The organism is Pseudomonas sp. NPDC089392 (assembly GCF_044749595.1).
Lineage (GTDB): Bacteria > Pseudomonadota > Gammaproteobacteria > Pseudomonadales > Pseudomonadaceae > Aquipseudomonas.
Genome location: NZ_JBIVIF010000008.1, coordinates 50,457 through 76,515 on the forward strand (window position 1 = coordinate 50,457; position 26,059 = coordinate 76,515).

Genomic DNA, 26,059 nt, shown 5'->3' on the forward strand with positions numbered 1-26,059 from the left:
GCCGTCAGGCCAGGAAGCGCCGCGCCAGCCGCACCCAGAAGGTTGCGCCCAAGGGCAGTGCCAGGTCGTTGAAGTCGTAGCCGGGGTTGTGCACTTCGCAGCTGCCGCTGCCTTCGCCGTTGCCGATCAGCAGGTAGCAGCCAGGCATCTGTTCGAGCCAGAAGGCGAAGTCGTCGCTGGCGCAGATCGGTTTCTGGCCCTTTGCCAGGCCTTCGTCGCCAAGCCAGTCGCGCACTACCTGTTCGGCCAGCTGGCTGGCCTGCGGGTCGTTGACCAGTACCGGATAGCCTTCGCCGAAACTCACCTCGGCGGCGGCTCCGTAGCTTTGCGCGTGGTGCTCGGCCAAGGCCTGAATGCGCTGGCGCAGCAGGCGGCGCACGGTGGGGTCCAGCGCCCGCACACTCAGGCGCAGCTCGGCCTGGCCGGGAATGACATTGGCGGCATCGCCGGCGAGGAAGGCGCCCACGGTGATGATCGCGGTTTCGCTCGGCGGCACGTTGCGCGAGACGATAGTCTGCAACGCCAGTACCAGCGAGGCGCCCACTACCACCGGGTCGATCGTACGGTCAGGCATCGCGCCGTGGCCGCCGTTGCCATGGATGACGATGGTGACGCTGTCGGTGGAGGCCATGCGTGGTCCGGCGAGTACGCCGAACTGGCCCAGCGGCATGCCGGGGGAGTTGTGCAATGCATACACCGCGTCGCAAGGGAAACGCTCGAACACGCCCTCATCAAGCATTCGCTTGGCCCCTGAGCCACCGTGGCCTTCCTCGGCTGGTTGGAAGATCAGGTGAAGAGTGCCACGCCAATTGCGCTCGCGGGCCAACTCACAGGCGGCGGCCAATAGCATCGCGGTGTGCCCGTCGTGGCCGCAGGCGTGCATCTTGCCCGGTACCGTGCTGGCCCAGGGGTGGTCGCTCTGTTCCTCGATGGGCAAGGCGTCCAGTTCGGCACGCAGGCCCAGGGTGGGACCTTTGCCATTTCGCAAAGAGCCAACCACGGCGGTGCCTGCCATGCCCGGGTGGACCTCGTAGCCCCACTCGCGCAAGTGGCTGGCCACTCGTGCGCTGGTAGCAAATTCTTCGAAACCCAGTTCGGGCTGTTGATGGATCGCCCGGCGCAACTCGATCATGGCCGGGGTGATGGCAGCGATGCCGGGGGCAATGCAGGTGGTATGCATGTTGTCATTTCCTGGTTCGCGAGGCGACACTGCTGGGCCAGTTGGCGGCCTTGGCCTCGTGCTCTAACCTAGCGCCATCGGCGGCGGGGCATAAGCCGCAAAAATGTTGTCATGACGACCCTTGGTGTTCAGGCAGGAGACTCTTCGTGAAGCTGCACCAGCTACAGGCCCTGATCGCCGTGGCCGACCACGGCGGCATCCGCTCGGCCGCCCGGGCCCTGGACTTATCCCAGGCCGCTATCACACGTGCCCTGCGCGAGCTGGAGGGAGAGCAAGGGCTGCCCTTACTGTCCCGCCATGCCGGTGGTGCGCGCCTGACCTTTGGCGGGCTGACGCTTTTACCTCATGCTCGGCAGATCGCCAGCCAACTGGAAAAGGCTCAGCGCGACTTGGCGAGCCTGCGCGGCGAAGCGCCGACCCGCCTGTGCGTGGGCATTACGCCTTGGTTCGGGCAGACCTTGCTGGGCACGGCACTGCAAGCCTTTCGTCAGCAGATGCCAGGGGTCCAACTGGAGCTTTACGAAGGCTTGCAGGCGGTTAGCCTGGCATTGCTGCGCAGCGGCCAGATGCAGTTTGCCCTAGGGCCTGCCGGCGGGCTGTCGACCCAGGAGTTCAGCCATGAGGTTTTGGCCCACTACCCCATGCGGGTGTTGGCACGTATCGATCACCCTATGCTTGGTGCTCGGTCGCTGGGACAGTTACTCGGGCAGGACTGGGTGATGAACTTTACCCAAGCTGGGCAACAAGCGTTGATGCATCAACTTTTCGGGCGTCATGGATTGACCATTGAGCCAGGACGAATCGTCTGCGCTCAATCCAGCGCTATGCTGAGTAGCCTGATCATCGACGGTGGAATGCTTGGGTTTTCGCCTGAACCAATGCTTCTGTGTGAGCCCTTGCGCAGCAAGGCGAAAGCGTTGGAACTTGAGGAGTCCTTGGATGAGGGCGACATTAGCGTGATCCAGTTGCGTGACCAGACTCTGGACCCGGCCGCGCGTTGTCTGGTGAGTTGTCTACGGCAGGCGCTAAAGGCCGCGAATCGCTCAAGTGATGTAACAGGTAGGCGGATTATGGAAAAGCTCAGATTGAGCTTTTGATGGTCGCAACATAGATGGACAGTCCTCTACCGCAGCAATGTTATGTGCCAAAGCAGACGCGGCAGCCGGTTGTACTGGAGCGTTCGTGACTAACGTCTTCCGTCGACGCGGAACGATACTTAATCGGTAATTGGCCGTTGGTTGGCTAAGTACCTGATTCACCGCACTGACCTGAGCCTTCGCCATAAAGTGGTCCGACTGATTCCCAACTGCCGCGCCGCTTCATCGAGATTGCCCCGGCAGTTATCCAGGGTTTCCTGCACATGCCGCAGCTGGGCGGCCTTGCCTATGCTGTGCAGGTCCGACTCCTGGGAGGGCCTGGCACGGCTGGTTGGCGCGACACTTTCGCACAGCTCGGGCAGCACCCGCGCCAGATACTGTTCGTCCACGCCGTGCTCCCCCAGCAGCTCGCAGGCCGAGAGCATCGCCCGCTCGATCACGTTCTCCAGCTCACGCACATTGCCTGGCCACCCATAACGCGCCAAATAAGGCAGCAGGGCGCTTGGCACCTCCGCCGCGCCGGGCGGCTGACCCTGGACCAGCAGGCGCTGGCTGATGCCTCTACAGATCAGGGCAATATCCTCGGGGCGCTCGCGCAAGGGCGTGGTCTGTAGGCGCAGGATGTTGAGCCGGTAATACAGGTCGGTACGAAAATCGCCATCTTGTATCGCAGCACTTAGATCCTGATGGGTGGCGGCGATGATGCGTACATCGATCGCGATCGGCTCGGTGCCGCCCAGGCGCAGGACCTCGCGCTCCTGCAGTACCCGCAACAAGCGCGTCTGCAGTGACACGGGCATGTCGCCTATCTCGTCGAGGAACAGCGTGCCACGGTGAGCCACTTCGAACAGGCCGGGCTTGCCGCCCTTGCGCGAGCCGCTGAAGGCGCCTTCCTCATAACCGAACAGTTCGCTTTCCAGCAGCGACTCCGGGAACGCCGCGCAGTTGATGGCGACGAAGGGGCCTTGCCGGCGCGGGCTCTCGTTATGGATGCCCTGGGCCAGCAACTCTTTGCCGGTACCGCTTTCACCGGTGATCAGGATAGTTGACTGGCTGGTGGCGAAACGCCTGGCCAGCTGCAGCATTTCGCGGTTGGCCCGGCTTTTACCGTCGAGCTGCTCAAGCCGATAGCGGGCGGTAAAGGCGCCGGGGCGGCGGGTGGAGCGGATGCGTTGGTCCGCGCGCTGCACGGCGGTGGTGTCCTGGCAGGTCAGGACCAGGCCGGTGCGCTGGCCGTTCTCGAGGATCGGCAGCAGGTTGCTGACCACTGCATGTGAATCGAGCCGGATCACCCGGTTTTCTTCGCTACCCTCCGCAAACGCCTGCTCCAGGTCCAGTTCAGGGCACAGCTGCTGCAACGGACGGCCCAGCGCCGCGCTGAGGGGCAAATCCAGCAGATGGGCCAGGGCCGGATTCAGCGATTGCACCACGCCCTGGTTGTCGACCGCCGCCACGCCGGTGGGGATGTGTTGCAGCACGGCGTTCAAGTGCCGGCGCTTGGCGATCTCGATACGTTGGCTGTCGAGAATGCCCAAGGCCTCTTCGAGCGCCTTGCGCACCGTGTCCTCGCTCAGTGACAGCACGCCGTGCAGGCCTGCCTGTTCCGCCAGCTCCACCACCGTCGAGGAACCGATGATGCTGCCACATCCCAGCCGCGCGGCCTGTTCGACCTCTTGGCGAGCTTCTTCCAGGGAGGTGTAGGCGGCCTGGTGAACCTGCACCGTGAACAGTGCGGCCATGGCCTGAAGGCCCTGGTCGATGCGGTTGTAGCTGAGCAAGGCCACTTGCGAGGCATGCTCGCGCGCCTGCCCCAGCGCCCGCAGCAGGTCATCGCCGCCCACGCGCATCGTCAGTACCGGTAGCGCCAGGTGCTTGCGCAGGTAGGCGGCAGTGGCCCCGGCGCAGATGAACACGTCGGCTTCGCCGCGCAACTCCAGCTCGCGGGCGACTTGCAGTGCCTCGGTAACCGAAGTGTCGAGCACTTCGATGTGGGTGTCGGGGTAGTCCGCGGCGAGCGCGGCCACCATATGGGCGAGGCGGCTGCGTTGCCGGGGGCGCTGCAGGTGGCTGATCAGCACGACGACCTGGGAGGTGGGGGAGTGCATGGCGGCGCCTGTTCAGAATTGAAGTGTTTCCATGGTGAACTACTTTGTTTCATATGTGAAATATGGCGTCTCGTCAGTTTTTCCCATAAGTCGCTGCAGGCCAGGTTCGACGGGGGCTGCAGGTGACCCGGGCAAAGTTGGCCCAGGTGTTGCTCTAGCTGACCTGCCCACTTGAAACCGAAGGCAGGACGATTGATTCATGAGCAGTTCCTCTACGATTTGTCCGGCAGGCGACACACTCGCGGTCGCGACCGATGAGCAGCGCCTTGTCGACTTCATCCGTGAGCAGGCAACGGCAACGCGCGTTGACATGCAAGCCCGCAAGCGCCTGAGCGGCGGTGCCATCCAGGAAAACTGGCTGCTCGAACTACTGATCGAGGGCGGCCCCTGGGCCGGTGCCCGGCGTTGGGTGTTGCGCAGCGACGCGCTGTCCGCGCTGCCGGCCAGCCTCGACCGCGCCCAGGAGTTCGCCGTGTTGCAGGTGGCCCGCCAGGCCGGGGTGAAAGTGCCGCGCCCGCTCTGGCTATGTCGCGATATGCAGGTCCACGGGCGGGTGTTCTTCCTGATGGAGTACGTGCCGGGTGTCGCAGCCGGGCGGCTGCTCAGCGCAGGGGCGGGCGCCCAGGGCCAGGCCCGGCTGGCAGAGCAGCTCGGCGCCAACCTGGCGCGCCTGCATCAGATCCGCCCGCCGAGTGCGGCGCTGGACTTCCTGCCCGTGCCGCAGCATTCGCCGGCCCTGGCCACCGTCGATGCCTATCGTCGTTACCTCGACACCCTTGACGATGCCTACCCGGCACTGGAGTGGGGCCTGCGCTGGTGCGAGCTTCATGCCCCGCGCGACAGCCGTCTGTGTCTGCTGCACCGCGACTACCGCACGGGCAACTACCTGGCCAGCGAGCAGGGGCTGGAGGCGGTACTGGACTGGGAGTTCACCGGCTGGGGCGACCCTTGCGAGGACCTGGGCTGGTTCACCGCCCCCTGCTGGCGTTTCACCCGCCCTGACCTGGAAGCCGGCGGCATCGGCCAGCTGGCGGATTTCCTGCGTGGCTACCACCAGGTATCGCCACTGTGGATCGAGCCCCGCCAACTGCACTACTGGCAGGTCATGGCGACCCTGCGCTGGGCGGTGATCGCGCTGCAGCAGGGGCAGCGCCACCTGTCCGGCGAAGAACCTTCCCTGGAGCTGGCTCTGACCGCGCGCCTGCTGCCCGAGCTTGAACTCGACATCCTGAACATGACCGGAGCCGATGCGCCATGACCCAGCCGCACGCCCATGAACTACTCGAAATCGCCCGCCAGACCTTGCTCGAGCAGGTACTGCCGGCACTGCCCGGCGAGCTGCGCTACCCGACGTTGATGATCGCCAACGCCATGGCCATCGCCGCTCGGGAAAACCGCCTGGACGCCGTCGTCAGCCTTCAGGAACAGACGCGCCTGGCCGCGCTGATCGATGCGCCCGCCCCGTCATTGCAGAATGCCCGCGGCCAGCTGGCACGGGCGATTAGGCAAGGTCGCCACGACACCCCGCACAGCGCTCGCACCCTGGTCGAGACGCTGCGCCAGGTGACCCTCGACCGGCTGGCGATCAGTAACCCCAAGGCCGTGCGCTGAGCGCGGCGAGCCCCTGTTTCAAGACCGACAAGCACGAACAAGGACAATCATGAACTTCACCCTCCCAGACGAACTGCTCGAACTGCAGGCCAGAACCCGCACTTTCATTGCCGAACAGGTCATCCCGTTCGAAAACGACCCACGCCAGGATGGCCATGGCCCCAGCGACGCCCTGCGTCGGGACCTGCAGGCCCGCGCCCAGGCCGCAGGCCTGCTGACGCCCCACGCCAGCCGCGAAATGGGTGGGCTGGGCCTGAGCCATGCCGCCAAGGCGATCGTTTTCGAAGAGGCCGGCTACTCGCCTCTGGGCCCGGTGGCGCTGAATATCCATGCCCCGGACGAAGGCAACATCCACCTGATGGACGTGGTGGCCACCGAAGCGCAGAAGGACCGCTGGCTACGGCCTTTGGTCCAGGGGCACGTGCGTTCGTGCTTCGCCATGACCGAACCGGCGCCGGGCTCGGGGTCTGATCCATCGATGCTGCGTACTACCGCCACCCGCGATGGCGACGACTACCTGATCAACGGCCGCAAATGGTTGATCACCGGGGCCGACGGCGCCGGGTTCGCCATCATCATGGCGCGCATGGAGGATGGCTCGGCGACCATGTTCCTTACCGACATGCAGCGTGAAGGGATCATCCACGAGCGTCAGCTGGATACGCTGGACAGCTGCTTCACCGGCGGCCACGGGCAACTGCGCTTCGACAACCTTCGGGTACCGGCCAGCGATGTGCTGGGCGAGATCGGCAGAGGCTTCCGCTATGCCCAGGTGCGCCTGGCACCGGCGCGCCTGACCCACTGCATGCGCTGGCTCGGCGCTGCGCGACGGGCCCATGACATCGCCTGTGACTACGCACGCACCCGCGATGCGTTCGGCAAGCCGTTGGGTGAGCATCAGGGCGTAGGCTTCATGCTGGCCGACAACATGATGGACCTGCATGTGGTGCGCCTGGCGGTCTGGCACTGCGCCTGGGTGCTCGACCAGGGCCAACGCGCCAATGTCGATTCGAGCATGGCCAAGGTGATCAGCGCAGAGGCGCTGTGGCGGGTGGTCGACCGTTGCGTGCAGGTGCTGGGCGGGCGCGGGGTCACCGGGGAGACCGTGGTGGAGCGGATCTTCCGCGACATTCGCCCGTTCCGCATCTACGACGGCCCGAGCGAAGTACACCGCATGAGCCTGGCGAAGAAGCTCCTCGACCAGCGCCCGGGAGCCCACTGATGCAGCCGACTGTTGCCCGACTGTTCGCCCTTGATGGGCGCCGCGCCTTGGTGACCGGCGCCTCCAGCGGCCTTGGCCGACATTTCGCCACTACACTGGCGGCGGCCGGTGCCGAGGTGGTGGTGACGGCCAGGCGCCTGGCGCCGCTGCAGAGCCTGGTCGAGTCCATTGAGCTGGCCGGTGGTCGCGCGCGGGCTCTGGCCCTGGATGTGACCTGCCGTGACGATGTGTGCCGGGTGCTCGACGCCGCCGGCCCGCTGGATGTGCTGGTCAACAATGCCGGGGTGAGCGACAGCCAGCCGCTACTGGCCTGCGACGACCAGAGCTGGGACCGGGTGCTCGACACCAACCTCAAGGGCGCCTGGGCTGTGGCCCAGGAGTGCGCCCGGCGGATGGTCGCCGCGGGGCAGGGCGGCAGCCTGATCAATGTGACTTCGATCCTCGCCAGCCGCGTGGCCGGCGCCGTTGGCCCCTATCTGGCGGCCAAGGCCGGGCTTGCCCACCTGACCCGCGCCATGGCCCTGGAACTGGCGCGCCATGGCATCCGGGTGAACGCCCTGGCGCCGGGCTACGTGATGACCGAGCTCAACGATGCCTTCCTGGCCGGCGAGGCCGGGGACAAGCTGCGCTTGCGTATCCCCAGCCGGCGCTTCAGCCAGCCGCAGGACCTGGATGGCGCCTTGCTGTTGCTGGCCAGCGATGCCGGGCGGGCTATGAGCGGCACCGAGATCGTGGTCGATGGCGGGCATCTGTGCAGCAGCCTGTGATCTGACGCGGACCCAAGCCTGAGGCGAGAACAACAATAAGCGGGAGATGTGTATGTACCTTCAATGCCTGGATAACCTGTCGATGGGGTGTCAGTGATGATTCACCCAACCTTCGAGCATGAGCTTGCCCCTAACGAAGCCAACCATGTGCCCCTTTCACCCTTGTCGTTCCTCAAACGCGCCGCCCTGGTGTACCCGCAGCGTGATGCCGTGGTCTATGGCGAGCGGCGCTACAGCTACCAGTTGCTGCACCAGCGCAGCCGCGCCCTGGCCAGTGCGCTGGAGCGGGTCGGCGTGCAGCCGGGCGAACGGGTGGCGATACTGGCGCCGAACATCCCTGAAATGCTCGAAGCGCACTATGGCGTGCCCGGTGCGGACGCCGTGCTGGTGTGCATCAATATCCGCCTGGAGGCGCGCAGCATCGCCTTCATCCTGCGTCATTGCGCAGCCAAGGTACTGATCTGCGATCGCGAGTTCGGCGGGGTCGTTCATCAGGCACTGGCCATGCTCGAATCGCCACCCTTGCTGGTAGGTATCGACGATGAGCAGGCTGACCGCGCCGACCTGGCCCACGACCTGGACTATGAGGCGTTTCTGGCCCAGGGCGACCCTGGGCGGCCGCTGAGTGCGCCGCAGAACGAGTGGCAGTCGATCGCCGTCAACTACACCTCTGGCACCACCGGCGACCCCAAGGGTGTGGTGCTGCATCACCGCGGCGCCTACCTCAACGCCTGCGCCGGGGCGCTGATCTTCCAGCTGGGGCCGCGCAGCGTCTACCTGTGGACCTTGCCGATGTTCCACTGCAACGGCTGGAGTCACACCTGGGCGGTGACCCTGTCCGGTGGCACCCATGTGTGCCTGCGCAAGGTCCAGCCCGAAGCTATCCACACCGCGATCGCCGTGCATGGCGTGACCCATTTGAGCGCCGCGCCGGTGGTGATGTCGATGTTGATCCATGCCGAGCACGCCGGCGCGCCGCGCGGGCCGGTGTCGGTGATCACCGGCGGCGCCGCCCCACCCAGCGCGGTGATCGCCGCGATGGAGGCACGCGGCTTCAGCATCACCCACGCCTACGGCATGACCGAAAGCTACGGCCCCAGCACCCTGTGCCTGTGGCAGCCGGGTGTCGACGAGTTGCCGCTGGAGGCCCGGGCCCAGTTCATGAGCCGCCAGGGCGTCGCCCACCCGATGCTTGAAGAGGCCACGGTGCTGGATACCGACACCGGCCGCCCGGTCCCGGCCGACGGCCTTACCCTTGGCGAACTGGTGGTGCGGGGCAACACTGTGATGAAAGGCTACCTGCACAACCCAGAGGCTACCCGTGCCGCGTTGGCCAACGGCTGGCTGCACACGGGCGACCTGGCCGTGCTGCACCCGGACGGCTATGTGGAAATCAAGGACCGGGCCAAGGACATCATCATTTCTGGCGGCGAGAACATCAGTTCGCTGGAAATAGAAGAAGTGCTCTACCAGCACCCCGAGGTGGTCGAGGCTGCGGTGGTGGCGCGTCCGGATTCGCGCTGGGGCGAGACACCTCACGCTTTCGTCACGCTGCGCGCTGATGCACTGGCCAGCGGGGACGACCTGATCCGCTGGTGCCGTGAGCGTCTGGCGCACTTCAAGGCGCCGCGACATGTGTCACTCGTGGACCTGCCTAAGACCGCCACTGGCAAAATACAGAAGTTCGTCCTGCGTGAGTGGGCCCGGCAACAGGAGGCGCAGATCGCCGACGCCGAGCATTGATCGAGTGCAACGCCTGTACACCCATAACAACAACGACTTTGACCGAGGTGTCCCATGTCCAGCCTGTTATACGCGCGTGTTCGCGCCAATGCCCGGTTCCAGCAACTGGTGGCGCGCAGAAACCGTTTCACCCTGAGCCTGTTCGTGCTGATTCTGGCCACGTTCTATGGCTACATCGAGTTGGTATCGTTTTGGCCCGAACTGATTGCCAGGCGCCTGGCCCAAGGGTCGAACATGACCGTGGGCGTGGCTGCCGGCGCCTTCCTGTTCGTGTTCTTCTGTGCGTTGTCGGCGTTCTACGTGTACCGGGCCAATGGCGAGTTCGATAGCCTGACCCAGGCGCTGCTCAGCGGGCTGGAAGAGGAGCAGGGCGCATGAAAAAACTCGTGCCTCTGGCCCTGCTGCTGCACTCGGGCCTGCTGCTGGCTTCGCCTTCGCTCGACGCTGGTCAGCGTCAGCCGCTCAACCTGCATGCCATCGGCATGTTCATGGTGTTCGTGCTTTTCACCTTGTGCATCACCTGGTGGGCGGCGCGTCGCACACGCTCGACGGCGGACTTCTACAGCGCGGGTGGCGGCATCCAGGGCTGGCAGAACGGCCTGGCGCTGGCCGGTGACTACATGTCCGCCTCGACGCTGTTGGGGATCACCGCGCTCATCTACACCTCCGGTATGGATGGCTACATCTACCTCATCGCTTTCTTCGCGGGCTGGCCGGTGTTGCTGCTGTTGATGACCGAGCGGCTGCGCAACCTGGGCCGCTTCACCTTTGCCGATATCACCTCGTACCGCCTCGAGCAAGGCAAGGTGCGCACCATGGCCGCCATCGGCTCGCTGACTGTGGTGTGTTTCTACCTGGTGGCGCAGATGGTCGGGGCCGGGCAGTTGATCAGGTTGCTGTTCGGCCTGGACTACCACATCGCGGTGGTCATCGTCGGTGCGCTGATGATGCTGTATGTGACCTTCGGCGGCATGGTGGCGACTACCTGGGTGCAGATCATCAAGGCGTTCCTGCTGCTGGTCGGCGGCTCGCTGGTGCTGTTCCTGGCGATGCGCGAGTTCGACTTCAGCTATGACGCGCTGGTGAGCAAGGCCATGGACACCCATGCCCTGGGCGAACGCCTGCTGGCGCCCGGCAGCCTGCTGGCCGACCCGTTGACCGCGCTGTCGCTGAGCCTGGGGCTGGTATTCGGCACCGCCGGGCTGCCGCATATCCTGATGCGCTTCTTCACCGTCAGCGATGCCCGGGAGGCGCGCAAGTCGGTGCTCTATGCCACCGGGTTCATCGGCTACTTCTTCAATGTCATTTTCCTGCTGGGCCTGGCGTCGATCGTGATCGTCAGTCAGCAGCCGCAGTTCTTCGAGGGCGGTGAGGTGGGTGGCAAGCTGCTGGGCGGGGGCAATATGGTAGTCATGCACCTGGCCCAGGCAGTCGGCGGCAACCTGCTGCTGGGTTTCTTGTCTGCAGTGACCTTCGCCACCATCCTGGCTGTGGTTTCAGGCCTGGCCCTGGCCGGGGCGTCCGCCATCGCCCATGACCTGTATGCGCGGGTGATCATGAAAGGCGCGGCCAGCGAGGCGCAGGAGCTGCGGGTGACCAAGTTGGCTACCCTGAGCCTTGGGTTGGTGGCCATGGCCTTGGGCATCCTGTTCGAAAATATCAACGTGGCTTTCATGGTTGCGCTGGCCTTTGGTATTGCCGCTTCGGCCAACTTCCCGGTGCTGTTCCTGTCGATGTTCTGGTCGGGGCTGACCACCCGCGGCGCATTGGCCGCTGGCTACGTCGGGTTGCTCAGTGCCATGGGCTTCGTGGTGTTTTCCAAGCTGGTGTGGGTGGATGTGTTGCACTTTGCCGAACCGCTGTTCCCCTATACCCAGCCTGCGCTGTTCTCCATGCCGCTGGCGTTTTTGGTGGCGTATGTAGTTTCCCGGATGGACCGCACTGCGCGGGCCAAGGCCGAAAGGGCGGCCTTCGCCGACCAGTTCGTCCGTGGCCAGACCGGCCTTGGTGCCAGCGGTGCCGTCGATCATTGAGTTACCCGCGGCCGCAAGCGGAGGAGTGCCAGCGGCCGTGTGATACCTCGCTAGTAACCTCTGAAAATCTCCCCGATGCTGGTAATCGGATGCCCCATGTGCTGCGCCGTCCCCCGGTTGACGAGGGACGGCCGAGGGGCAAGAAGGGCACTCAGGAAAATGGCCAGCGTCAACACGGCAAGTAGAAAACCAAACCGGTGCATAGGATCCTCCAGCGTTTTTTTTAGTTGTTGTCTTCGGGTTCAATCCGAGAAAGCACGGTTATTGCCCTGGCGCTTGCTCGCGGGCGAATGACTTGGTCGTGGCTGCGATGTCCTGGTCGCCGTAGCCCATTGCGGCCGCACGCTGCACGACCTGGCACACCGCATCGAAGACCGGGGCCCAGACGCCTTGTGCGTGCAGGGATTGGGCAATGTGCGCGAAGGCGTCCGCATGCACATCGAGCCTCGCCTGGTCGCCCTCGAAATCTTGCGTTTCGAGCCGGTGTACGGCTTCCTCAAGTGCGTCAGCGACGAAAAAACGTGATGTGTCGAGCAGGAGCCTTGCCGTCTTCGAAACAGGCAGGCCAAAACGATCGCCGGCACCCACGGCCTCGAAGAAAGTCACCATCGCGGCAAACGCATGCGCGTGAAGGACGGTCGCAAAGGCCAATGCTTCGTCCCAGGGAAGGAACACCGTATGGCCGGCGAGCCCCTCAAGCAGCGCCCGATGCTGCTCGAAGGCTTCACGATCGCCGGTATGAATGCTGTGGCTTTCGCGGTGGCCGACGTTGCGGGGGTAGGCCACGATCATCCCTTTGACGTAATGGCCGCCCGCCTGATTGACCAGGCCCTGAAGCGCCAGGCCTTCGTCTTGGGCGTTGGTCGTGTAATCGACGATCGTACGATGCGCGAGTGCACGCGCCACACCCGGCATCCCGAGGACCTCGTGGGTCGCGTTGTTGTCCAGGAGCACGAAGATCGTGGCCGGGCTTGCGCTCAGCGCGGCTTTGACGCTGTCGCACAGGTGAGCGCCAGCGGCGACGAGTGCTGCGGCCTTGCCGGGTGATCGGTTCCAGATAGCGACGCGCTTGCCTTGCTTGAGTAACGCTTGGGCCATGATGGTTCCCATGGCACCGAGCCCGATCACGGAAACGTCGAATTCGAAGCTTTCATCACTGTGTACACGCACGGTCAAACCCTCATGATTGTTGTTTTACGTGAGTTGCCATCAGATGCAGCCGTTGCTCACAGCAGGTGCTATGAGCGCGCCCAGTCCGTCGCGTCAGCCAGCGTCCGTTCGAAGGCGCTGAAGATCGCCTCGATATCGTCCTGGGTGGTAATCAACGGAGGACAGAAGGCGATCGTGTCGTAGATGGCGCGAATGATCAGCCCATGCTTGTGAGCCTGTTTGAACACGTAGCCGCCCAACGTCCCTGGCCGGGCGAACGGTTGGCGGGTGGCCTTGTCGGCAACCAGTTCGATCCCGCCTATCAGCCCGACGCCTCGGACGTTGCCGACCAACGGGTGGTCTTCGAACGCGCGTAGCCGGCGCTGGAACGCGGGGGCCAGGCGCTGGACATGGCCAATCAGGTCGCGCTCCTCGATGATGCGGATGTTTTCCAGCGCAACCGCGGTGGCAACGGGGTGGCCCGTGCAGGTCAGACCATGGGCGAATGCCCCCAGGCGCTGGCTCTGGGTCACCAGCAGATCATTGATGGAATCGGACACCACCACGGCCGCCAGCGGCTGGTAGGAGGAGGTGAGCTGCTTGGAGAGCACCATGATGTCGGGCTGGATGCCGTACAACTGAGAGCCGAACATCGTACCCAGCCTGCCAAAGCCGGTGATGATTTCGTCGATCACCACGAGGATGTCGTAGCGTTTGCACACCGCCTGGATCGCCGCCCAGTAGCCTGTGGGAGGGGGGATCACGCCGCCTGCCGCGATCACCGGCTCGCCGATGAAGGCAGCGATGGTTTCCGGCCCTTCGGCAAGGATGTAGCGTTCCAGTTCGTTCGCCAGACGGACCGTAAAGGCCTCTTGCGATTCTCCTGGCCGAGCAAATCGGTAGAAGTTCGGGCAGGTCAGGTGATGAACCGGGATGGCTGGCAAATCGAAGTCACAGTGCATCGATGGGATGCCGGTCAGGCTTGCTGCGGCGACGGTGGCGCCGTGATAGGCCTGTTGTCGAGAGATGAATTTCTTTTTGGCAAGCCGGCCCAGTGCGTTGTTCACGTACCACACCATTTTCACCACCGAATCATTGGCCTCGGAACCTGAGTTGGTGAAGAACACATGGTTCAGATCGCCAGGCGCAAGTTCGGCCAGCTTGGCGGCGAGCGCCGCCGCCGGCGCATTGGTCTTGTGGCTGAAGCTGTGGTAGTAGGGCAGTTGCTTGAACTGCTCGACGGCAGCATCGACCAGGCGCTGTTCACTGAAGCCCAATGCCGCGCTCCACAGGCCTGACATGGCTTCGATGTAGGCATTGCCTTGCTCGTCGAAGACCCGCACGCCCTCACCTCTGGCGATCACGAGTGGCCCGACTTCCTGGTGCAGCGCAAGGTTGGTATTGGGATGAATGAATGAAGCCAGGTCATTCTGAACGGTTGAAGTGACGTTGCTCATTGGCGTGATTTCCTACCACGGATGGGTTGTCGACTGCATGCGATGGGCCTGCGTGCGGCACCTGCATCGATACAGGCCGCACAGCAGGCCCATGCATTTACTGGCGCAGCGCTGCCGCGACCGATTCACTAAAGGCTTTCAGGCCTTCTTCCAGTTGGTCGGTCGGGGTGTTCACCGGTGGCATCAGCTTGATGATTTCGCCGTTAGGGCCACAGCGGTCGACCAGCACGCCCGCTTGCAGCACGCGCTGCTGGGCATCCTTGGCCAAGGCCACGTTGCCGCGGCCGAAATCGATGCCGGCGATCATGCCGCGCGAGCGAGCGGAGGCGACGCCCGGAATCTCTGCGAAACCGGCAACCGCTCGTGTCATGGCCGCGCTGTTGTCGGTCAGCAGCTTCAGGAACTGCTCGTCGCGCCAATAGCCGAGCGCGATCTGCGCGGTCAGGAAGGCCAGCTGGTTGCCACGGAACGTGCCGATGTGATCGCCCGGCTGCCACACATCCAGCCCGGCGCGGATCAACACGATCGCCATCGGCAGGCCGAAGCCGCCGATGGATTTCGCGCAGGTGATCAGGTCCGGCACGATCCCGGAGCGCTCGAAACCGAAGAAGTCGCCCGTGCGGCCACAGCCAGCCTGGATCTCGTCGCAGATGAGCACCACCCCGTGATCGCGGGTCCATTGGCGCAAACGCTGCAACCACAGGTTGGAGGCCGGGTAGACACCGGCCTGGATCTGCACCGACTCCACGATCACTGCAGCTGGCAGTTCCGATCCGCTGCCCTGGTCGTTGGCCATGCGCTCGAGGAAGCCGATGCTGTCGAACTCACCGTAAGGGCTGTTTTCGTACGGCACGAACACCACGTCGTTGGACAGCCCGGGGCCTCGGCGGGTGCGGTTGCCGGTGACGGCCAGCGCGCCGGCCGTCATGCCGTGGTAAGCCCCGTAGAAGGAGACGACCTTGGTGCGCCCCGTCGCCTTGCGCGCCAGCTTCAATGCTGCCTCGACGGCGTCGGCGCCGGTCGGGCCGGTGAACTGTACCTTGTAGTCCCAGCCGCGTGGCTTGAACAGGTCACGCTCGATCGACTCCAGGAACTGGCGCTTGGTGGTGGTGTGCAGGTCGAGGGCATGGGTCACGCCGTTGGTCGACAGGTAGGCGATCAACGCATCGCGCATGCGCGGGTCGTTGTGGCCATAGTTCAGGGCGCCGGCGCCGGCGAAGAAGTCCAGGTACTCGCGGCCATCTTCGCCGCGGATCTTGCTGCCCTGAGCGGTATCGAACACCAGCGGCAAGTCGCGGCAGTACATCCGCACGTTGGACTCGAGCCTATCGAACGTTTCGATGTTGTTCATGCATAACCTCTTGCAATGATGGGGTGTCGTGGGGCGGTCAGTGCTTGAACATCACGTGGCGGACCACGGTGTAGTCTTCCAGGCCGTACATGGACAGGTCCTTGCCGTACCCCGACATCTTCACGCCGCCATGGGGCATCTCGCTCACCAGCATGAAGTGCGTGTTGACCCAGGTGCAGCCGTACTGCAGGCGGGCGGCCAGGCGATGTGCCCGCCCCACGTCGGCGGTCCACACCGAAGAGGCCAGGCCGTAGTCCGATTCATTGGCCCAGGCCAGCACCTGGGCCTCATCCTCGAAGGGCGAGACCGTTACCACCGGGCCGAAGATTTCACGGCACACCACCTCGTCTTCCTGCCGGGTGCCGGCCAGGACCGTGGGCTCGAAGAAGAACCCGGCACTTGCTGCGCGCTTGCCGCCTGTCACGACCTCTATATGAGGCAGCTCCCTGGCCCGGTTCACGAAGCCCTCGACACGCTGCAGATGCTCTTGGGTGATCAGCGGGCCCATTTCGGTTGCCGGGTCATCCTGCAACCCGCATTTGATGCTGGACACGGCCTCGCCAAGCTTGCGAACGAACTCCGGATAGACCGCCTTCTGCACATAGAGGCGACACGCGGCAGTACAGTCCTGGCCGGCGTTGTAGAAGCCGAAGGCGCGAATGCCCTCGACGGCGGCGTCGATGTCGGCATCGTCGAAGATCAGCACGGGGGCTTTGCCCCCCAGCTCCATATGCATGCGTTTCACGCTGTCGGCCGTGCCTTCGATGATGCGGCTTCCGGTACGTACCGAACCGGTCAGCGACACCATGCGCACCAGCGCATGACTGGTCAGCGGCTCACCCACCGTGGCGCCGCGCCCATGGACGATGTTGACCACGCCTGCGGGGAAGATATCGGCGAGCAGCTCCCCCAGCTTCAAGGTGCTCATCGGGGTGTGCTCGGAGGGCTTCAGGACCACGGTGTTGCCGCCGGCCAAGGCCGGGCCGAGCTTCCACGCCGCCATCAGCAGCGGGTAGTTCCACGGCGCGATGGAGGCGACGACACCGACCGCGTCGCGGCGGATCATCGAGGTGTGCCCCGGGATGTACTCGCCGGCTGCCGAGCCTTGCAGGCAGCGAACGGCGCCCGCGAAGAAGCGGAACACGTCCGAGACGGCGGGCAGTTCGTCCTGCAGCACGGCCGTGAACGGTTTGCCGCAGTTGTCCGCCTCCAGGCGTGCGAACGCCGCGGCCTGTGCGTCGATGCGGTCGGCGAGGGTGAGTAGCAGTGCCGCACGGTCCTTGGGCGGTGTTTGCGACCAGGCTTCGAAGGCCGCATCCGCGCTTTGCACCGCGGCATGCACCTGGGCGCGGCTGGCCTCGTTGGTGTGTACCAGGACGCTGCCCAGGGACGGGTTGTACACGGCTAGGTCGTCGCCTTCGCCGGCCACCAGGGCGCCATTGATCAGGAGCTTTGTTTGCATGTCGATTCTCGTCTTTGAACGGCAAGGCCTGTGGCCTGCCTTGGGATTGTCGTCAGAGCGTTCGATGGAAAGGCGGGGCGCTAAACCAGGGCGTCGGGGACCGGGTTGCGGAACAGGCTGGTCCGGCAGGCGAGGTAGATCAGCCCAAGGCCGAGCCAGCAACTGCCCATGATCAGGGCGTCTTTATCCAGGCTGACCAGCATCCACCCGGCCGTGACCAGGCCGATGAGCGGGAAGAGCACCCCGCGCAACAGCCCGGCGCCATCCTTGACGCGCGCATCGAAGGTAAGGCGCAACGCGCACAGGTTGACGGCGGTGAAGGCGAGAAAGGCGCCGAAGTTGACCAGGGAAGTCGCGGTTGCGATCGTCAGGCCAAACCCGGCGGTGCCGAAAACACCGCACAGCAGGATGTTGAAGGCCGGGGTCTTGTAGCGAGGGTGCAGCGCGCCGAACAAGCGCCGGGGCAGCTGGTTGTCCCGGCCAAGGGCGTAGAGCAGCCGGCCCACGCTGGCCTGGAATGACATCCCCGCAGCGAAGTGGGCGACGATGATCCCGGCCAGGACCACGGCGAAGAACAGGTCGCCGCCGATCATCCGGGCAATCTCGAAGGCCGCCCCGTCCACAAGCTCGAACGTGGGGGAAGGGTGCGCCAGGTACATGAAGTACGAGGAGCCGACGTAGACTGAACCGCCGATCAACGCAACCAGCAGGATGGCGCGCGGCAGCGTGCGGCCAGGGTCGCGGGTTTCCTCGCTCAGCGTGGACAGCGCGTCAAAGCCCAGGAACGAGTACGCAGCAATGGCGGCGCCGGCCATGCTGGTGGCGAAGGGCACGTCCTGATTGAAGAACGGCTTGGCCGACAGCAGCCCGCCAGGGCCGTTGGCCGCCATGATGTAGTGCACGCACAGCCCTATGAACACGACGATGATGACCAGTTGCACCACCATCAACAGTACGTTGAAGCGGTTGGCGACCTGAATGCCGAGCACATTGAGCAGCGAGGTGGAGACGATGAAGCCAGTGATCCACACCCACTGGGGCACTTCTGGAAATGCCATGTTGAGGTAGCTGGCACCGAGCAGCCAGATCAGCATCGGGATGAAGAAGTAGTCGAGCAGGGCTGCCCAGCCCACCATGAAGCCGAGGTTGGCATTGAGCATCTTGCGGGTGTAGGTGTAGGCCGAACCTGTCACCGGGAACACCCTGACCAGTCGGCCATAGCTCAAGGCCGTGAACACAACGCCGGTGGCTGCGACCAGGTAGGCCATGGCCGTGGTGTTGCCGCTGGCCTGGGTGATCACGCCGTAGGTGCCGAAGACGATCAGCGGGGCCAGAAAGGCCAGGCCGAACAGCAGCACGGAAAACGGGCCCAGGGTGCGCCTCAACGAGGCGCCGGGGGTTGACTGACTCATGGCGGTGCCCTCTTACGCGACGAAGTGGTAAGCGGTGGTGATGATGTCGTGGTAGGCCTCTACGGACATCGCCTTGGCATTGCTGGCGTCCGAGAAGTTCTGCTTGGACTTTTCTGCAATGGTCGGGAAGTCTTCCTCGCGCACACCCTTGACTTCGGCGAAGCTGGGGATGCCCAGGTCCTTGCTCATCTGGAACAGATGGCCGACGGCGGCCTCGGCGGCGTCGACCGGCGACAGCGTGGGGTCGATCCCCAGCGCATAGGCCACCTGGGCATGGCGGACGATATCGGCATCACGGTTGTGGCCGAACACGAAGGGCAGGAAGATCGCGTTACCCACGCCATGGGGCGTGTCGTACATACCGCCGATGGCTTCGGAAATGCAATGCACGCTGCCGACGTCGGCGTTGCCGAAGGCCATGCCGGCAATCAGGCTGGCCACCAGCATCTGCTCCCGGGCCGCCTGGTTGTCGGGCTCCTGCACGGCCGCCTTGAGGTGCTGGCTGATCAGGCGGATGGCATGCAGCGCCAGGCCGTCGCTGATCGGGTTCGCCACTCGGCAGGTGTAGGCTTCGATGGCATGGGTCAGGGCATCCATGCCGGTGGCGGCAGCAATCGATGGCGGCAGTGTGTCGGTGATGTGGGAATCGAGCAGCGCCAGGACCGGGCCGATGCGGTAGTCCAGCACGTTCATCTTGAAGTGGCGGGCGGTGTCGGTGATCACCGCGAAGCAGGTCACTTCGCTGCCGGTGCCGGCCGTGGTAGGGATGGCGACGATAGGCGGGATGGCCTGGGTGAGCGTGAACGACCCTTCGTAGTCCTCGATACGGCCGTCGTGGGTGAGCAGCAGGCTGATGGCCTTGGCCGCATCCATCGCGCTGCCGCCGCCCACGGCCAGCAGGCCGTCGATACCCGTGCCCCGATAGCGCTGCGCGGTGTGATTGATGTCTTCACTGCGCGGGTTGGCCTTGATGTCCGCCACTTCCGCGAAGGCGATGCCGGCCTTGTCCAGGCTGGCGTAGACGCTGTCCAGCAGGCCTGCTGCCTTGACCCCGGCATCGGTCACGATCAACACGCGGGCCAGGCCGAGTTGCCGCAGGTGTTCACCGGTGCGCTCGCGCAGGCCGGGTTCCATCACGATTTTGCTGGGGAGTAAAAACTTGAATTCCATACGTACCTCTTGCTCGATTGTTGTGATTGTCGAAAGGGCAGTGGAGGAGCATCCGCGCCTGGCCGTGTTTAACGGCTCGGGCGTGTGATGTGGGCCTGGCGGATACGCACAGGCCGGAATGTTGTTGTTTTGGGTCTTGCGTAAACCTGTTGCTAAAAGGCTCCAGCGGAATAAAAAGAGGGGCGACCAAGCGACGGGCCCCTAAAAGAAAATCTGTGCTATCGCATGTGCCCCGTCAGCAGGGACAGCAGCGTGCCCGATAGGCACGTCGGCAAGTCATGCCCCATCCCGGGCAGCAGCACCAGGTTGGCGCCGCGAATCGCCGACGCCGTGGCAAACCCGCCGTTGGTGGCGACCATGAGGTCTTTGTCGCCATGAATGACCAGCGTGGGGCAACGAATCCGCTGCAACTCCTGGGTACGGTCACCGGAGTTGATGATCGCGCCGATCTGCCTGGCGGTGCCGAGGTTGCTGGCCTCGCCGCCACCTCGCGGCCAGGCCTGCGTGGCGTAGTCACGCAAGGCCGGCTCGTTCCACTCCAGCCGCGAACCGATCAGCCCCATGATGTCCACGTAGTCGCGTACGCTTTCATGCTGGTTGCGCGGTGGGCGGCGCAGCAGCTGGAGCAGCGCTTTGAGCGCCGGCTGGCCGACGCGCAGCGAACCTGTGGTGGAGAAGATCGAGGTCAGGGTGCTGACGCGTTCGGGGTAACGCGCGGCGAGAGTCTGGGCGATCATGCCGCCCATCGACATCCCCACCACATGTGCCGTTTCCAGTTGCAAGGCGTCCATGAGTCCGATCACGTCGTTGGCCATGTCACCCAGGTCATAGCCGGGCGTGCGCTTGCGCAGGAACTGCTGCAGGGTCGTGGGGGGCGCCACATCCGTGAAGAACGAGCGGCCCGCGTCACGGTTGTCCAACGTGATGACCCGCAAGCCTTGCTCGACCAGGCCGTCGATGAGCGCTTGCGGCCAGTAGGTCAGTTGCAGCCCGAGGCCGACGATGAGCAGGACTGCCGGGGCGGTTTCGTGGCCATGGCTGCGATAGCAGAGCCTGCGCTCGCCCGGCAGTTCGCAGAAGCGATCGGTGCTCATCGGCGGCTACCTTGCTGCTGCAACTGGACGTTGGCGTGCAAGGGCGCATTGGGTACTGCGGTGAACTTCAGGCACTTGTCTGCCACCGTGCCACGGCGCAGCAGTTTGACGTCGCGGAAGTAATCCATCGACATCACCCAGGGTTCTCGCGGGCCCTGGCGCGGCATGCTGGCCAACGCGCGCTGCACGTAGCCGGCACCAAAGTCGAGCAAGGGGCGGGTTTCGATGCCTTCCGGCGCCTTGGGCTCGCAAACGTTGTAGCCTTCGCGCTCCATCAAGCCCAGCAAGCGGCAGAAGTGGTCGCACAGCAGGCAGACTTTCAAGGTCCAGGACGAGTTGGTGTAGCCCACCGCGAACGCGAAATTGGGGACGCCGGAGAGCATCATGCCTTTGTAGGCCAGGGTCTCGCTGAGCACGACCGGTTTGCCGTCCTTGTGCAGGGTGATGCCACCGAACAGCTGTACGTTCAGCCCTGTGGCGGTGACGATGATGTCGGCCTTGAGCATCTTGCCTGATTTGAGCAATACACCGTGCTCGGTGAACCGCTCGATATGATCGGTGACGATGTCGGCTTTGCCCGCGCTGATGGCTTTGAACAAATCGCCTTCGGGCACCGAACACAGGCGCTGATCCCAAGGGTTGTAGGGCGGGTTGAAATGCTCGTCGACCGGGTAGTCTTTCGGCAACTCCTTGCGGGTAAGCCACAGCAGCAGTTTTTTCGAAAGCTTGGGGAAGCGCTGGCAGAAGCCCCAGAAGGCCAGGGTGATCTTGGCGTTCTTCCAGCGAGTCAGGGAGTAGGCGGTTTGCGCGGGCAGGACCTTGCGCAGGAACGCTGCAACCCCATCGTTGGCGGGCTGGTTGATGATGTAGGACGGCGTGCGCTGCAGCATGGTGATGCTGGCGACTTTGTCGGCCATGGCCGGGATCAGGGTTACCGCAGTTGCGCCACTGCCAATGACGACGACGCGCTTGCCGGTGTAGTCGAGGTCTTCCGGCCAGTGTTGCGGGTGGATGATCTGGCCCTTGAACTGTTCGCTGCCCTCGAAGCGGGGGCTGAAGCCCCTGTCATAGCGATAGTAACCGCCTGCACTGAACAACCAGCGGCATTCGACCGTGCGGATCTGCGTCGTATGGCCATCCTCGATACGCACCGCCCACAAGCCCTTGTCGCTTTGCCAGTTGGCCGAGATGACTTTCTGCTGGTACTGAATGAAGGGGGCCAGCTCATGCTCGTCGATGGCTTCGCCCAGGTACTCGAGAATATCCGCGGCATCCGCCAGGGACTTGGCCTTGGTCCAGGGCTTGAAGTCGAAACCGAAGGTGTAGAGGTCCGAGTCGGAGCGGATGCCGGGGTATCGGAACAGGTCCCAGGTACCCCCCATGCGCTCGCGGGACTCGAGAATGGCAAAGGTCTTGTTCGGTTGATTGCGTCGCAGGTAGGCCGCCGCGCCGATGCCAGACACACCGGCTCCCATGATCAGAACATCGAGCGGCTCAACCGGAAGAGCAGTGTGAGAGGACATGTCGCCTCCTATTGTTGTGTTATAGAGACTGATCTTTTGACTTGATCATTTGACTCAGAATAAAGTCGCAGGAAGGGTGGAGCAAGGTGCAAAATGCACCACGCCACTGCTATTTCAGGATGATTTGTACCTGTTGCCAGCGATTGCCTCGACCCGACGTCGGACATTCAAGGCGCTCGCGCGCCAATGGCGCAGGCTTTACTCGCCCGAAACAGATGTGGGAGCGGGCTTGCCCCGCGAAGCGCCGCGCGGGCGGCGCTCGATCTCATAGGCGCTACATCTCTCAAGGCATGCGCATGGCAGCCCTGATTGGCGCTTCGGCCATTCAGATTCTATTTCCCCATAAGATTTTAAAGGTGATGGGCTAGGAGCATGTCGGGAGATCGAGTAAAGGCCACCAAGTGCTCGGCAACACATTTTCAGCGGCTATGAGATCGAGCGCCGCCCGCGCGGCGCTTCGCGGGGCAAGCCCGCTCCCACATCTGCTTCTGGCCAATTATTCCTGAGGTATTGGCGCGCGTACCAAGGGCCTCAGTAACTGGCCACCAGCAACTTGACTGCCTGGCAGGCGGTCTCGGTCTCGGCCTCCAGGCGTGCACGGTCGCCGTGGGCGGACCAGGCGAGCATCAGGCCATCGAACAGATTGATCAGCAAGCGGCTGATAGTGGTCAGTGCTGCCTGGTCCAGTGCGCCGTCGGTGACCTTCACGATGGCCTGTTGGGCCGCTTCGAGGGAAACGGCATAGATCTTGGTCGCCATCTCCGGATTGTTGCGCAGGTTCCAGCAAAACAGTTCGAACTGCGTGGTGGCCATTTCCGGGTGGGCGGTGAACCAGTTGACCAGCTGGCGCAACATTTCCCCCACCGATTCCGCCGCCGTGGCGCCTGTCGGCACGTGTTGCAACGATTGTTGCGGCATGTTGATCAAGGACTCGTAGACCGCATAGAACAGCTCGTCCTTGGTGTGGAAGACATAGTGCAACGATGCCAGCGGCGAATCTGCTGCCGCAGCGATTCGCCGGGTTGTGGCGTTGGCCACCCCATGTTCCGCGATCACCTTCACGGTGGCCTCGATAAAGTCCTGCCTGCGCTCTTCAGCACCAATCCGAGCCATTGAGCGTTCTCCCTTTTCGGTATTGCCGCCGGCCCCTTGGTCCGGCGTTGACGGTGACGAATGCTAGCGCAAGGTCAAGCCTCAATCCATGAGTCGATGCAATCCCATTCCGTATGGGCACGGAAGAGTACGGAAAATTCAAATCAAACGACTTGATCAAGTGACCATGTTCGGTAATGATGAGTTCACCACCCATGTCGCCCGGCCTCGGTGGACAGAACAATGACAAAACCAGACAGGTAGAAAGCAGATGGATACACGAGCGCTCTCCACAGTCAGCAGCGATGCCTCGATCGAGCAGGTGGTGGACATCATCCGGCGTGACGGAGGCGTCATCATTGCCGACCTTGTTTCGCCGGCAACGCTGAAGTCCCTTACCGAAGAGCTGGACAGCTACCTGAAGGCCACGCCTTGTGGTGTCGATCCTTACTTCGCAGGCACCCAGACCCGCCGTGTGGCCCGCATCATCGGGCGCAGCGACACCGCCGTGGAGGTGGCATTGCACCCGCTGTTCCTTGGCGCGGCCAGGCAGATCCTGCAAACCCCTACCCATGTCTGGGTGGGCAGCGACCGCATCGAGATGGCGCCTGATATTCAACTGAGCATCACCCAGGCGATCCAGATTGGCCCGGGCCAAGGCCTCCAGCCCTTGCACCGTGACGATGCCACGTCGCTCTGGCGGCACCCGCAGTATGGGCGTGAGGCCAGGCTGCAAATGATGCTGGCCATTTCAGATTTCACCGAGGAAAACGGTGCGACGCGCGTCATCCCCGGTAGCCATCAATGGGATGACGAACGAATGCCGACCCAGGAAGAAACCGTCGCTGCACAAATGAAGGCTGGTTCCGCGCTGCTGTGGATCGGGTCGGTGTATCACGGTGGTGGCGCCAACGCGACGGCATCTCCTCGTACTGGCCTGACGATGGCCTACGACCTGGCCTTCCTGCGCCTTGAAGAGAATCACTTCCTGTCCATTCCCGTCGAACGTGTTCGCCAGCTCCCGAGCGAAATGCAACGCCTGCTGGGCTGGAGTGCCAGTTCGACGCTGCTGGGGTGGGTGGAAATCGATGGCCAGATGCGCGACCCGCAAGAACTCCTGGGCATGCCGGCTTTCTCCGAGCCGGGTAAAGGCTTCTGACAATTCTGGGAGTGACGCGAATGAATGCCTTGAACAATGCGGGCGATGGTGGCGCAGCACCGTTGAAGTTTCGCAGTCTGGGGGGATGGGTAGAGCGACCCGCTGATCTGCAGCCGACCCTCGAAGGTCACGCGCAGGCCGATGTGATCGTGATCGGCGCCGGCTTTGCCGGGCTGTCGACCGCGCTGGAACTCAAGGCGCTCGGGGCGGATGTGATCGTGCTGGAACAGGAATTCGCCGGCTTCGGTGCCAGTGGGCGCAATGCCGGCTACCTGCTGGGCAGCATGGGTATCGAGTACGACATGTTCGTCAAGCGCGTGGGCGTGGAGCAGGCGACTCAATTCGTCAGGTTCTATGACGAGGCGGTGCCCTACGTGGAAGGTCGATTCAAAACCTTGGGTATCGACTGTGACTACAACCCTTCGGGCGTGCTCCGGGCAGGTGTTCATCCCAGCCAGGAGAAGCGCTTGCGGGAAAACATGGCGCTGGGTCAGAAACTGGGGGCGACGAGCCGCTTCGTCGACGGTGCCGAGATGCGTGCGCGGGGCATCCCCCCAGCGTTTCTGTTCGCCACCGAGCAGTGCGGTGGCACCTTGAACCCAGGGAAGTACATCGGCGGCCTGCGGCGCGCGGCCATCGAGGCGGGGGTGAAACTCTACGAACGCACGACGTTGCTGTCCTTCAGCGAGGGGCCGGTCATTACCTGCAAGACTGCCCATGGCCGTGCAACCGCCCCGGTGATGGTGCTGGCAACCAACGCCTATACCCCGCAGCTGGGGGTGTTGCGCAACAAGGTCGCGGCAATTCGGGTGTCGGCAATCGAAACCCAACCGCTGTCGCAGCAGCAGCTGGCTGCCCTCGGCTGGCAAGGGCGGGAAGGGATCATCACGCCGCACTACACCATGGAGAGCCACCGCCTGACGGCACACGGCACGATGGTGTTGACCGTCAAGAAGCTTGGTTATGCCTACGGTTCGAAGACACCCAATATCCCGGACCATGACGCCTACACCGCATTGGCACAGGTACTGCGCGAGCGCTATCCGATGTTGCAAGGCCTGGGCGTCAAGCACTGCTGGAGTGGTTACGTCAGTGGTGCCTACGACTTCCTGCCGGTCATCGGTGCCATGGGCGCGAAACAGAATATTTACTACACCACCGGCTGCTCGGGCCACGGGCTGGGCACGCAATCGTTGATCGGCAAGCTATTTGCCGAGCAAATCAACGGCCAGGCGCCTGAGCTGCTGGCAGCACTGCAACACAAGACGCCGTCCTTGCTGCCTGAACCCTTGCAATGGTGCGCCGTACACGCTGCCTTTGCGGCGGCCAAGGTGCTGGATGACTGGACCGATAGAAAAGTGCGTAAAGACAAGGCCAGAAAGGGCTGATTGCAATTGATGTGCTTGTTCTATGCCCATGATTGTAGAACTAC

21 protein-coding genes are annotated in these 26,059 nt (G+C 63.7%); 10 read left to right on the plus strand and 11 right to left on the minus strand.

What is annotated here, in order from left to right; genetic code table 11:
* Positions 1-4: 4 nt before the first annotated feature.
* Positions 5-1,180, minus strand: coding sequence for a M20 aminoacylase family protein (locus tag ACIP1G_RS10115; RefSeq protein ID WP_400736098.1), 1,176 nt, complete (start codon positions 1,178-1,180; stop codon positions 5-7).
* Between the two features lie 146 nt (positions 1,181-1,326).
* Here ACIP1G_RS10115 and ACIP1G_RS10120 point away from each other — a divergent pair, with 146 nt between their 5' ends.
* Positions 1,327-2,277, plus strand: a complete 951-nt coding sequence (locus ACIP1G_RS10120) for a LysR family transcriptional regulator (protein WP_400736101.1) — start codon at positions 1,327-1,329, stop codon at positions 2,275-2,277.
* A 158-nt stretch (positions 2,278-2,435) separates the two neighbouring features.
* On the opposite strand, the gene prpR is transcribed toward ACIP1G_RS10120, so the two are convergent.
* Positions 2,436-4,382 (minus strand): propionate catabolism operon regulatory protein PrpR, encoded by a 1,947-nt coding sequence (gene prpR, locus ACIP1G_RS10125; RefSeq protein ID WP_400736104.1) that lies wholly within the window; start codon positions 4,380-4,382, stop codon positions 2,436-2,438.
* A gap of 199 nt (positions 4,383-4,581) precedes the next feature.
* Here prpR and ACIP1G_RS10130 point away from each other — a divergent pair, with 199 nt between their 5' ends.
* From ACIP1G_RS10130 to ACIP1G_RS10160, 7 genes are all read left to right on the plus strand, one after another.
* The gene (locus ACIP1G_RS10130; protein ID WP_400736107.1) at positions 4,582-5,640 is read left to right on the plus strand and encodes a phosphotransferase family protein; all 1,059 of its coding nucleotides are present in this window, start codon (positions 4,582-4,584) and stop codon (positions 5,638-5,640) included.
* Positions 5,637-5,993: a DUF6285 domain-containing protein gene (locus ACIP1G_RS10135; RefSeq protein WP_400736109.1), complete on the plus strand. Its 357-nt coding sequence runs from the start codon at positions 5,637-5,639 to the stop codon at positions 5,991-5,993. The genes ACIP1G_RS10130 and ACIP1G_RS10135 overlap by 4 nt, the downstream gene beginning before the upstream one ends.
* 49 nt (positions 5,994-6,042) lie before the next feature.
* On the plus strand, positions 6,043-7,215 hold the full coding sequence (locus ACIP1G_RS10140; protein ID WP_400736112.1) for an acyl-CoA dehydrogenase family protein: 1,173 nt from the start codon (positions 6,043-6,045) through the stop codon (positions 7,213-7,215).
* Complete coding sequence (locus ACIP1G_RS10145) at positions 7,215-7,982, plus strand: SDR family NAD(P)-dependent oxidoreductase (RefSeq protein WP_400736114.1); 768 nt, start codon at positions 7,215-7,217, stop codon at positions 7,980-7,982. The genes ACIP1G_RS10140 and ACIP1G_RS10145 overlap by 1 nt, the downstream gene beginning before the upstream one ends.
* 96 nt (positions 7,983-8,078) lie before the next feature.
* Positions 8,079-9,725: an acyl-CoA synthetase gene (locus ACIP1G_RS10150; RefSeq protein ID WP_400736116.1), complete on the plus strand. Its 1,647-nt coding sequence runs from the start codon at positions 8,079-8,081 to the stop codon at positions 9,723-9,725.
* 54 nt (positions 9,726-9,779) lie between these two features.
* Complete coding sequence (locus ACIP1G_RS10155) at positions 9,780-10,103, plus strand: DUF485 domain-containing protein (RefSeq protein ID WP_400736118.1); 324 nt, start codon at positions 9,780-9,782, stop codon at positions 10,101-10,103.
* On the plus strand, positions 10,100-11,758 hold the full coding sequence (locus ACIP1G_RS10160) for a cation acetate symporter (protein ID WP_400736121.1): 1,659 nt from the start codon (positions 10,100-10,102) through the stop codon (positions 11,756-11,758). Before ACIP1G_RS10155 ends, ACIP1G_RS10160 begins: the two co-directional genes overlap by 4 nt.
* A 261-nt stretch (positions 11,759-12,019) precedes the next feature.
* Here ACIP1G_RS10160 and ACIP1G_RS10165 read toward each other — a convergent pair whose 3' ends face one another.
* From ACIP1G_RS10165 to ACIP1G_RS10205, 9 genes are all read right to left on the minus strand, one after another.
* Positions 12,020-12,928 carry an NAD(P)-dependent oxidoreductase gene (locus ACIP1G_RS10165; protein ID WP_400736124.1) on the minus strand — a complete coding sequence of 303 codons (909 nt, stop codon included), beginning with the start codon at positions 12,926-12,928 and terminating at the stop codon, positions 12,020-12,022.
* Between the two features lie 68 nt (positions 12,929-12,996).
* On the minus strand, positions 12,997-14,364 hold the full coding sequence (locus ACIP1G_RS10170) for an aspartate aminotransferase family protein (protein WP_400736126.1): 1,368 nt from the start codon (positions 14,362-14,364) through the stop codon (positions 12,997-12,999).
* Between the two features lie 97 nt (positions 14,365-14,461).
* Positions 14,462-15,715: a diaminobutyrate--2-oxoglutarate transaminase gene (locus ACIP1G_RS10175; RefSeq protein WP_400736129.1), complete on the minus strand. Its 1,254-nt coding sequence runs from the start codon at positions 15,713-15,715 to the stop codon at positions 14,462-14,464.
* Positions 15,716-15,752: 37 nt separating this feature from the next.
* Complete coding sequence (locus ACIP1G_RS10180) at positions 15,753-17,177, minus strand: gamma-aminobutyraldehyde dehydrogenase (protein ID WP_400736132.1); 1,425 nt, start codon at positions 17,175-17,177, stop codon at positions 15,753-15,755.
* Positions 17,178-17,257: 80 nt separating this feature from the next.
* Positions 17,258-18,589 carry an APC family permease gene (locus ACIP1G_RS10185; RefSeq protein WP_400736134.1) on the minus strand — a complete coding sequence of 444 codons (1,332 nt, stop codon included), beginning with the start codon at positions 18,587-18,589 and terminating at the stop codon, positions 17,258-17,260.
* 12 nt (positions 18,590-18,601) lie between these two features.
* Complete coding sequence (locus tag ACIP1G_RS10190; protein WP_400736137.1) at positions 18,602-19,759, minus strand: iron-containing alcohol dehydrogenase; 1,158 nt, start codon at positions 19,757-19,759, stop codon at positions 18,602-18,604.
* 218 nt (positions 19,760-19,977) lie between these two features.
* Complete coding sequence (locus ACIP1G_RS10195; protein ID WP_400736139.1) at positions 19,978-20,853, minus strand: alpha/beta fold hydrolase; 876 nt, start codon at positions 20,851-20,853, stop codon at positions 19,978-19,980.
* Positions 20,850-22,376: a flavin-containing monooxygenase gene (locus tag ACIP1G_RS10200; protein WP_400736142.1), complete on the minus strand. Its 1,527-nt coding sequence runs from the start codon at positions 22,374-22,376 to the stop codon at positions 20,850-20,852. The genes ACIP1G_RS10195 and ACIP1G_RS10200 overlap by 4 nt, the downstream gene beginning before the upstream one ends.
* Before the next feature lie 531 nt (positions 22,377-22,907).
* Positions 22,908-23,489 carry a TetR/AcrR family transcriptional regulator gene (locus ACIP1G_RS10205; protein WP_010953715.1) on the minus strand — a complete coding sequence of 194 codons (582 nt, stop codon included), beginning with the start codon at positions 23,487-23,489 and terminating at the stop codon, positions 22,908-22,910.
* Positions 23,490-23,739: 250 nt separating this feature from the next.
* On the opposite strand from ACIP1G_RS10205, the gene ACIP1G_RS10210 reads away from it, so the two are divergent.
* Together ACIP1G_RS10210 and ACIP1G_RS10215 are read left to right on the plus strand one after the other, a co-directional pair.
* Positions 23,740-24,627 carry a phytanoyl-CoA dioxygenase family protein gene (locus ACIP1G_RS10210; RefSeq protein ID WP_400736145.1) on the plus strand — a complete coding sequence of 296 codons (888 nt, stop codon included), beginning with the start codon at positions 23,740-23,742 and terminating at the stop codon, positions 24,625-24,627.
* A 20-nt stretch (positions 24,628-24,647) separates the two neighbouring features.
* Positions 24,648-26,015: an NAD(P)/FAD-dependent oxidoreductase gene (locus ACIP1G_RS10215; RefSeq protein WP_400736148.1), complete on the plus strand. Its 1,368-nt coding sequence runs from the start codon at positions 24,648-24,650 to the stop codon at positions 26,013-26,015.
* Positions 26,016-26,059: the final 44 nt, after the last annotated feature.

Bases quoted from the DNA above. Each gene is read 5' to 3' on its own strand.
- ACIP1G_RS10160 (WP_400736121.1), top strand. From the start codon at position 10,100: ATGAAAAAACTCGTGCCTCTGGCCCTGCTGCTGCACTCGGGCCTGCTG.
- ACIP1G_RS10155 (WP_400736118.1), top strand. From the start codon at position 9,780: ATGTCCAGCCTGTTATACGCGCGTGTTCGCGCCAATGCCCGGTTCCAG.
- ACIP1G_RS10150 (WP_400736116.1), top strand. From the start codon at position 8,079: ATGATTCACCCAACCTTCGAGCATGAGCTTGCCCCTAACGAAGCCAAC.
- ACIP1G_RS10115 (WP_400736098.1), bottom strand. From the start codon at position 1,180: ATGCATACCACCTGCATTGCCCCCGGCATCGCTGCCATCACCCCGGCC.
- ACIP1G_RS10200 (WP_400736142.1), bottom strand. From the start codon at position 22,376: ATGTCCTCTCACACTGCTCTTCCGGTTGAGCCGCTCGATGTTCTGATC.
- ACIP1G_RS10140 (WP_400736112.1), top strand. From the start codon at position 6,043: ATGAACTTCACCCTCCCAGACGAACTGCTCGAACTGCAGGCCAGAACC.
- ACIP1G_RS10210 (WP_400736145.1), top strand. From the start codon at position 23,740: ATGGATACACGAGCGCTCTCCACAGTCAGCAGCGATGCCTCGATCGAG.
- prpR (WP_400736104.1), bottom strand. From the start codon at position 4,382: ATGCACTCCCCCACCTCCCAGGTCGTCGTGCTGATCAGCCACCTGCAG.
- ACIP1G_RS10185 (WP_400736134.1), bottom strand. From the start codon at position 18,589: ATGAGTCAGTCAACCCCCGGCGCCTCGTTGAGGCGCACCCTGGGCCCG.
- ACIP1G_RS10180 (WP_400736132.1), bottom strand. From the start codon at position 17,177: ATGCAAACAAAGCTCCTGATCAATGGCGCCCTGGTGGCCGGCGAAGGC.
- ACIP1G_RS10170 (WP_400736126.1), bottom strand. From the start codon at position 14,364: ATGAGCAACGTCACTTCAACCGTTCAGAATGACCTGGCTTCATTCATT.
- ACIP1G_RS10175 (WP_400736129.1), bottom strand. From the start codon at position 15,715: ATGAACAACATCGAAACGTTCGATAGGCTCGAGTCCAACGTGCGGATG.
- ACIP1G_RS10135 (WP_400736109.1), top strand. From the start codon at position 5,637: ATGACCCAGCCGCACGCCCATGAACTACTCGAAATCGCCCGCCAGACC.
- ACIP1G_RS10190 (WP_400736137.1), bottom strand. From the start codon at position 19,759: ATGGAATTCAAGTTTTTACTCCCCAGCAAAATCGTGATGGAACCCGGC.
- ACIP1G_RS10130 (WP_400736107.1), top strand. From the start codon at position 4,582: ATGAGCAGTTCCTCTACGATTTGTCCGGCAGGCGACACACTCGCGGTC.
- ACIP1G_RS10205 (WP_010953715.1), bottom strand. From the start codon at position 23,489: ATGGCTCGGATTGGTGCTGAAGAGCGCAGGCAGGACTTTATCGAGGCC.
- ACIP1G_RS10145 (WP_400736114.1), top strand. From the start codon at position 7,215: ATGCAGCCGACTGTTGCCCGACTGTTCGCCCTTGATGGGCGCCGCGCC.
- ACIP1G_RS10195 (WP_400736139.1), bottom strand. From the start codon at position 20,853: ATGAGCACCGATCGCTTCTGCGAACTGCCGGGCGAGCGCAGGCTCTGC.
- ACIP1G_RS10215 (WP_400736148.1), top strand. From the start codon at position 24,648: ATGAATGCCTTGAACAATGCGGGCGATGGTGGCGCAGCACCGTTGAAG.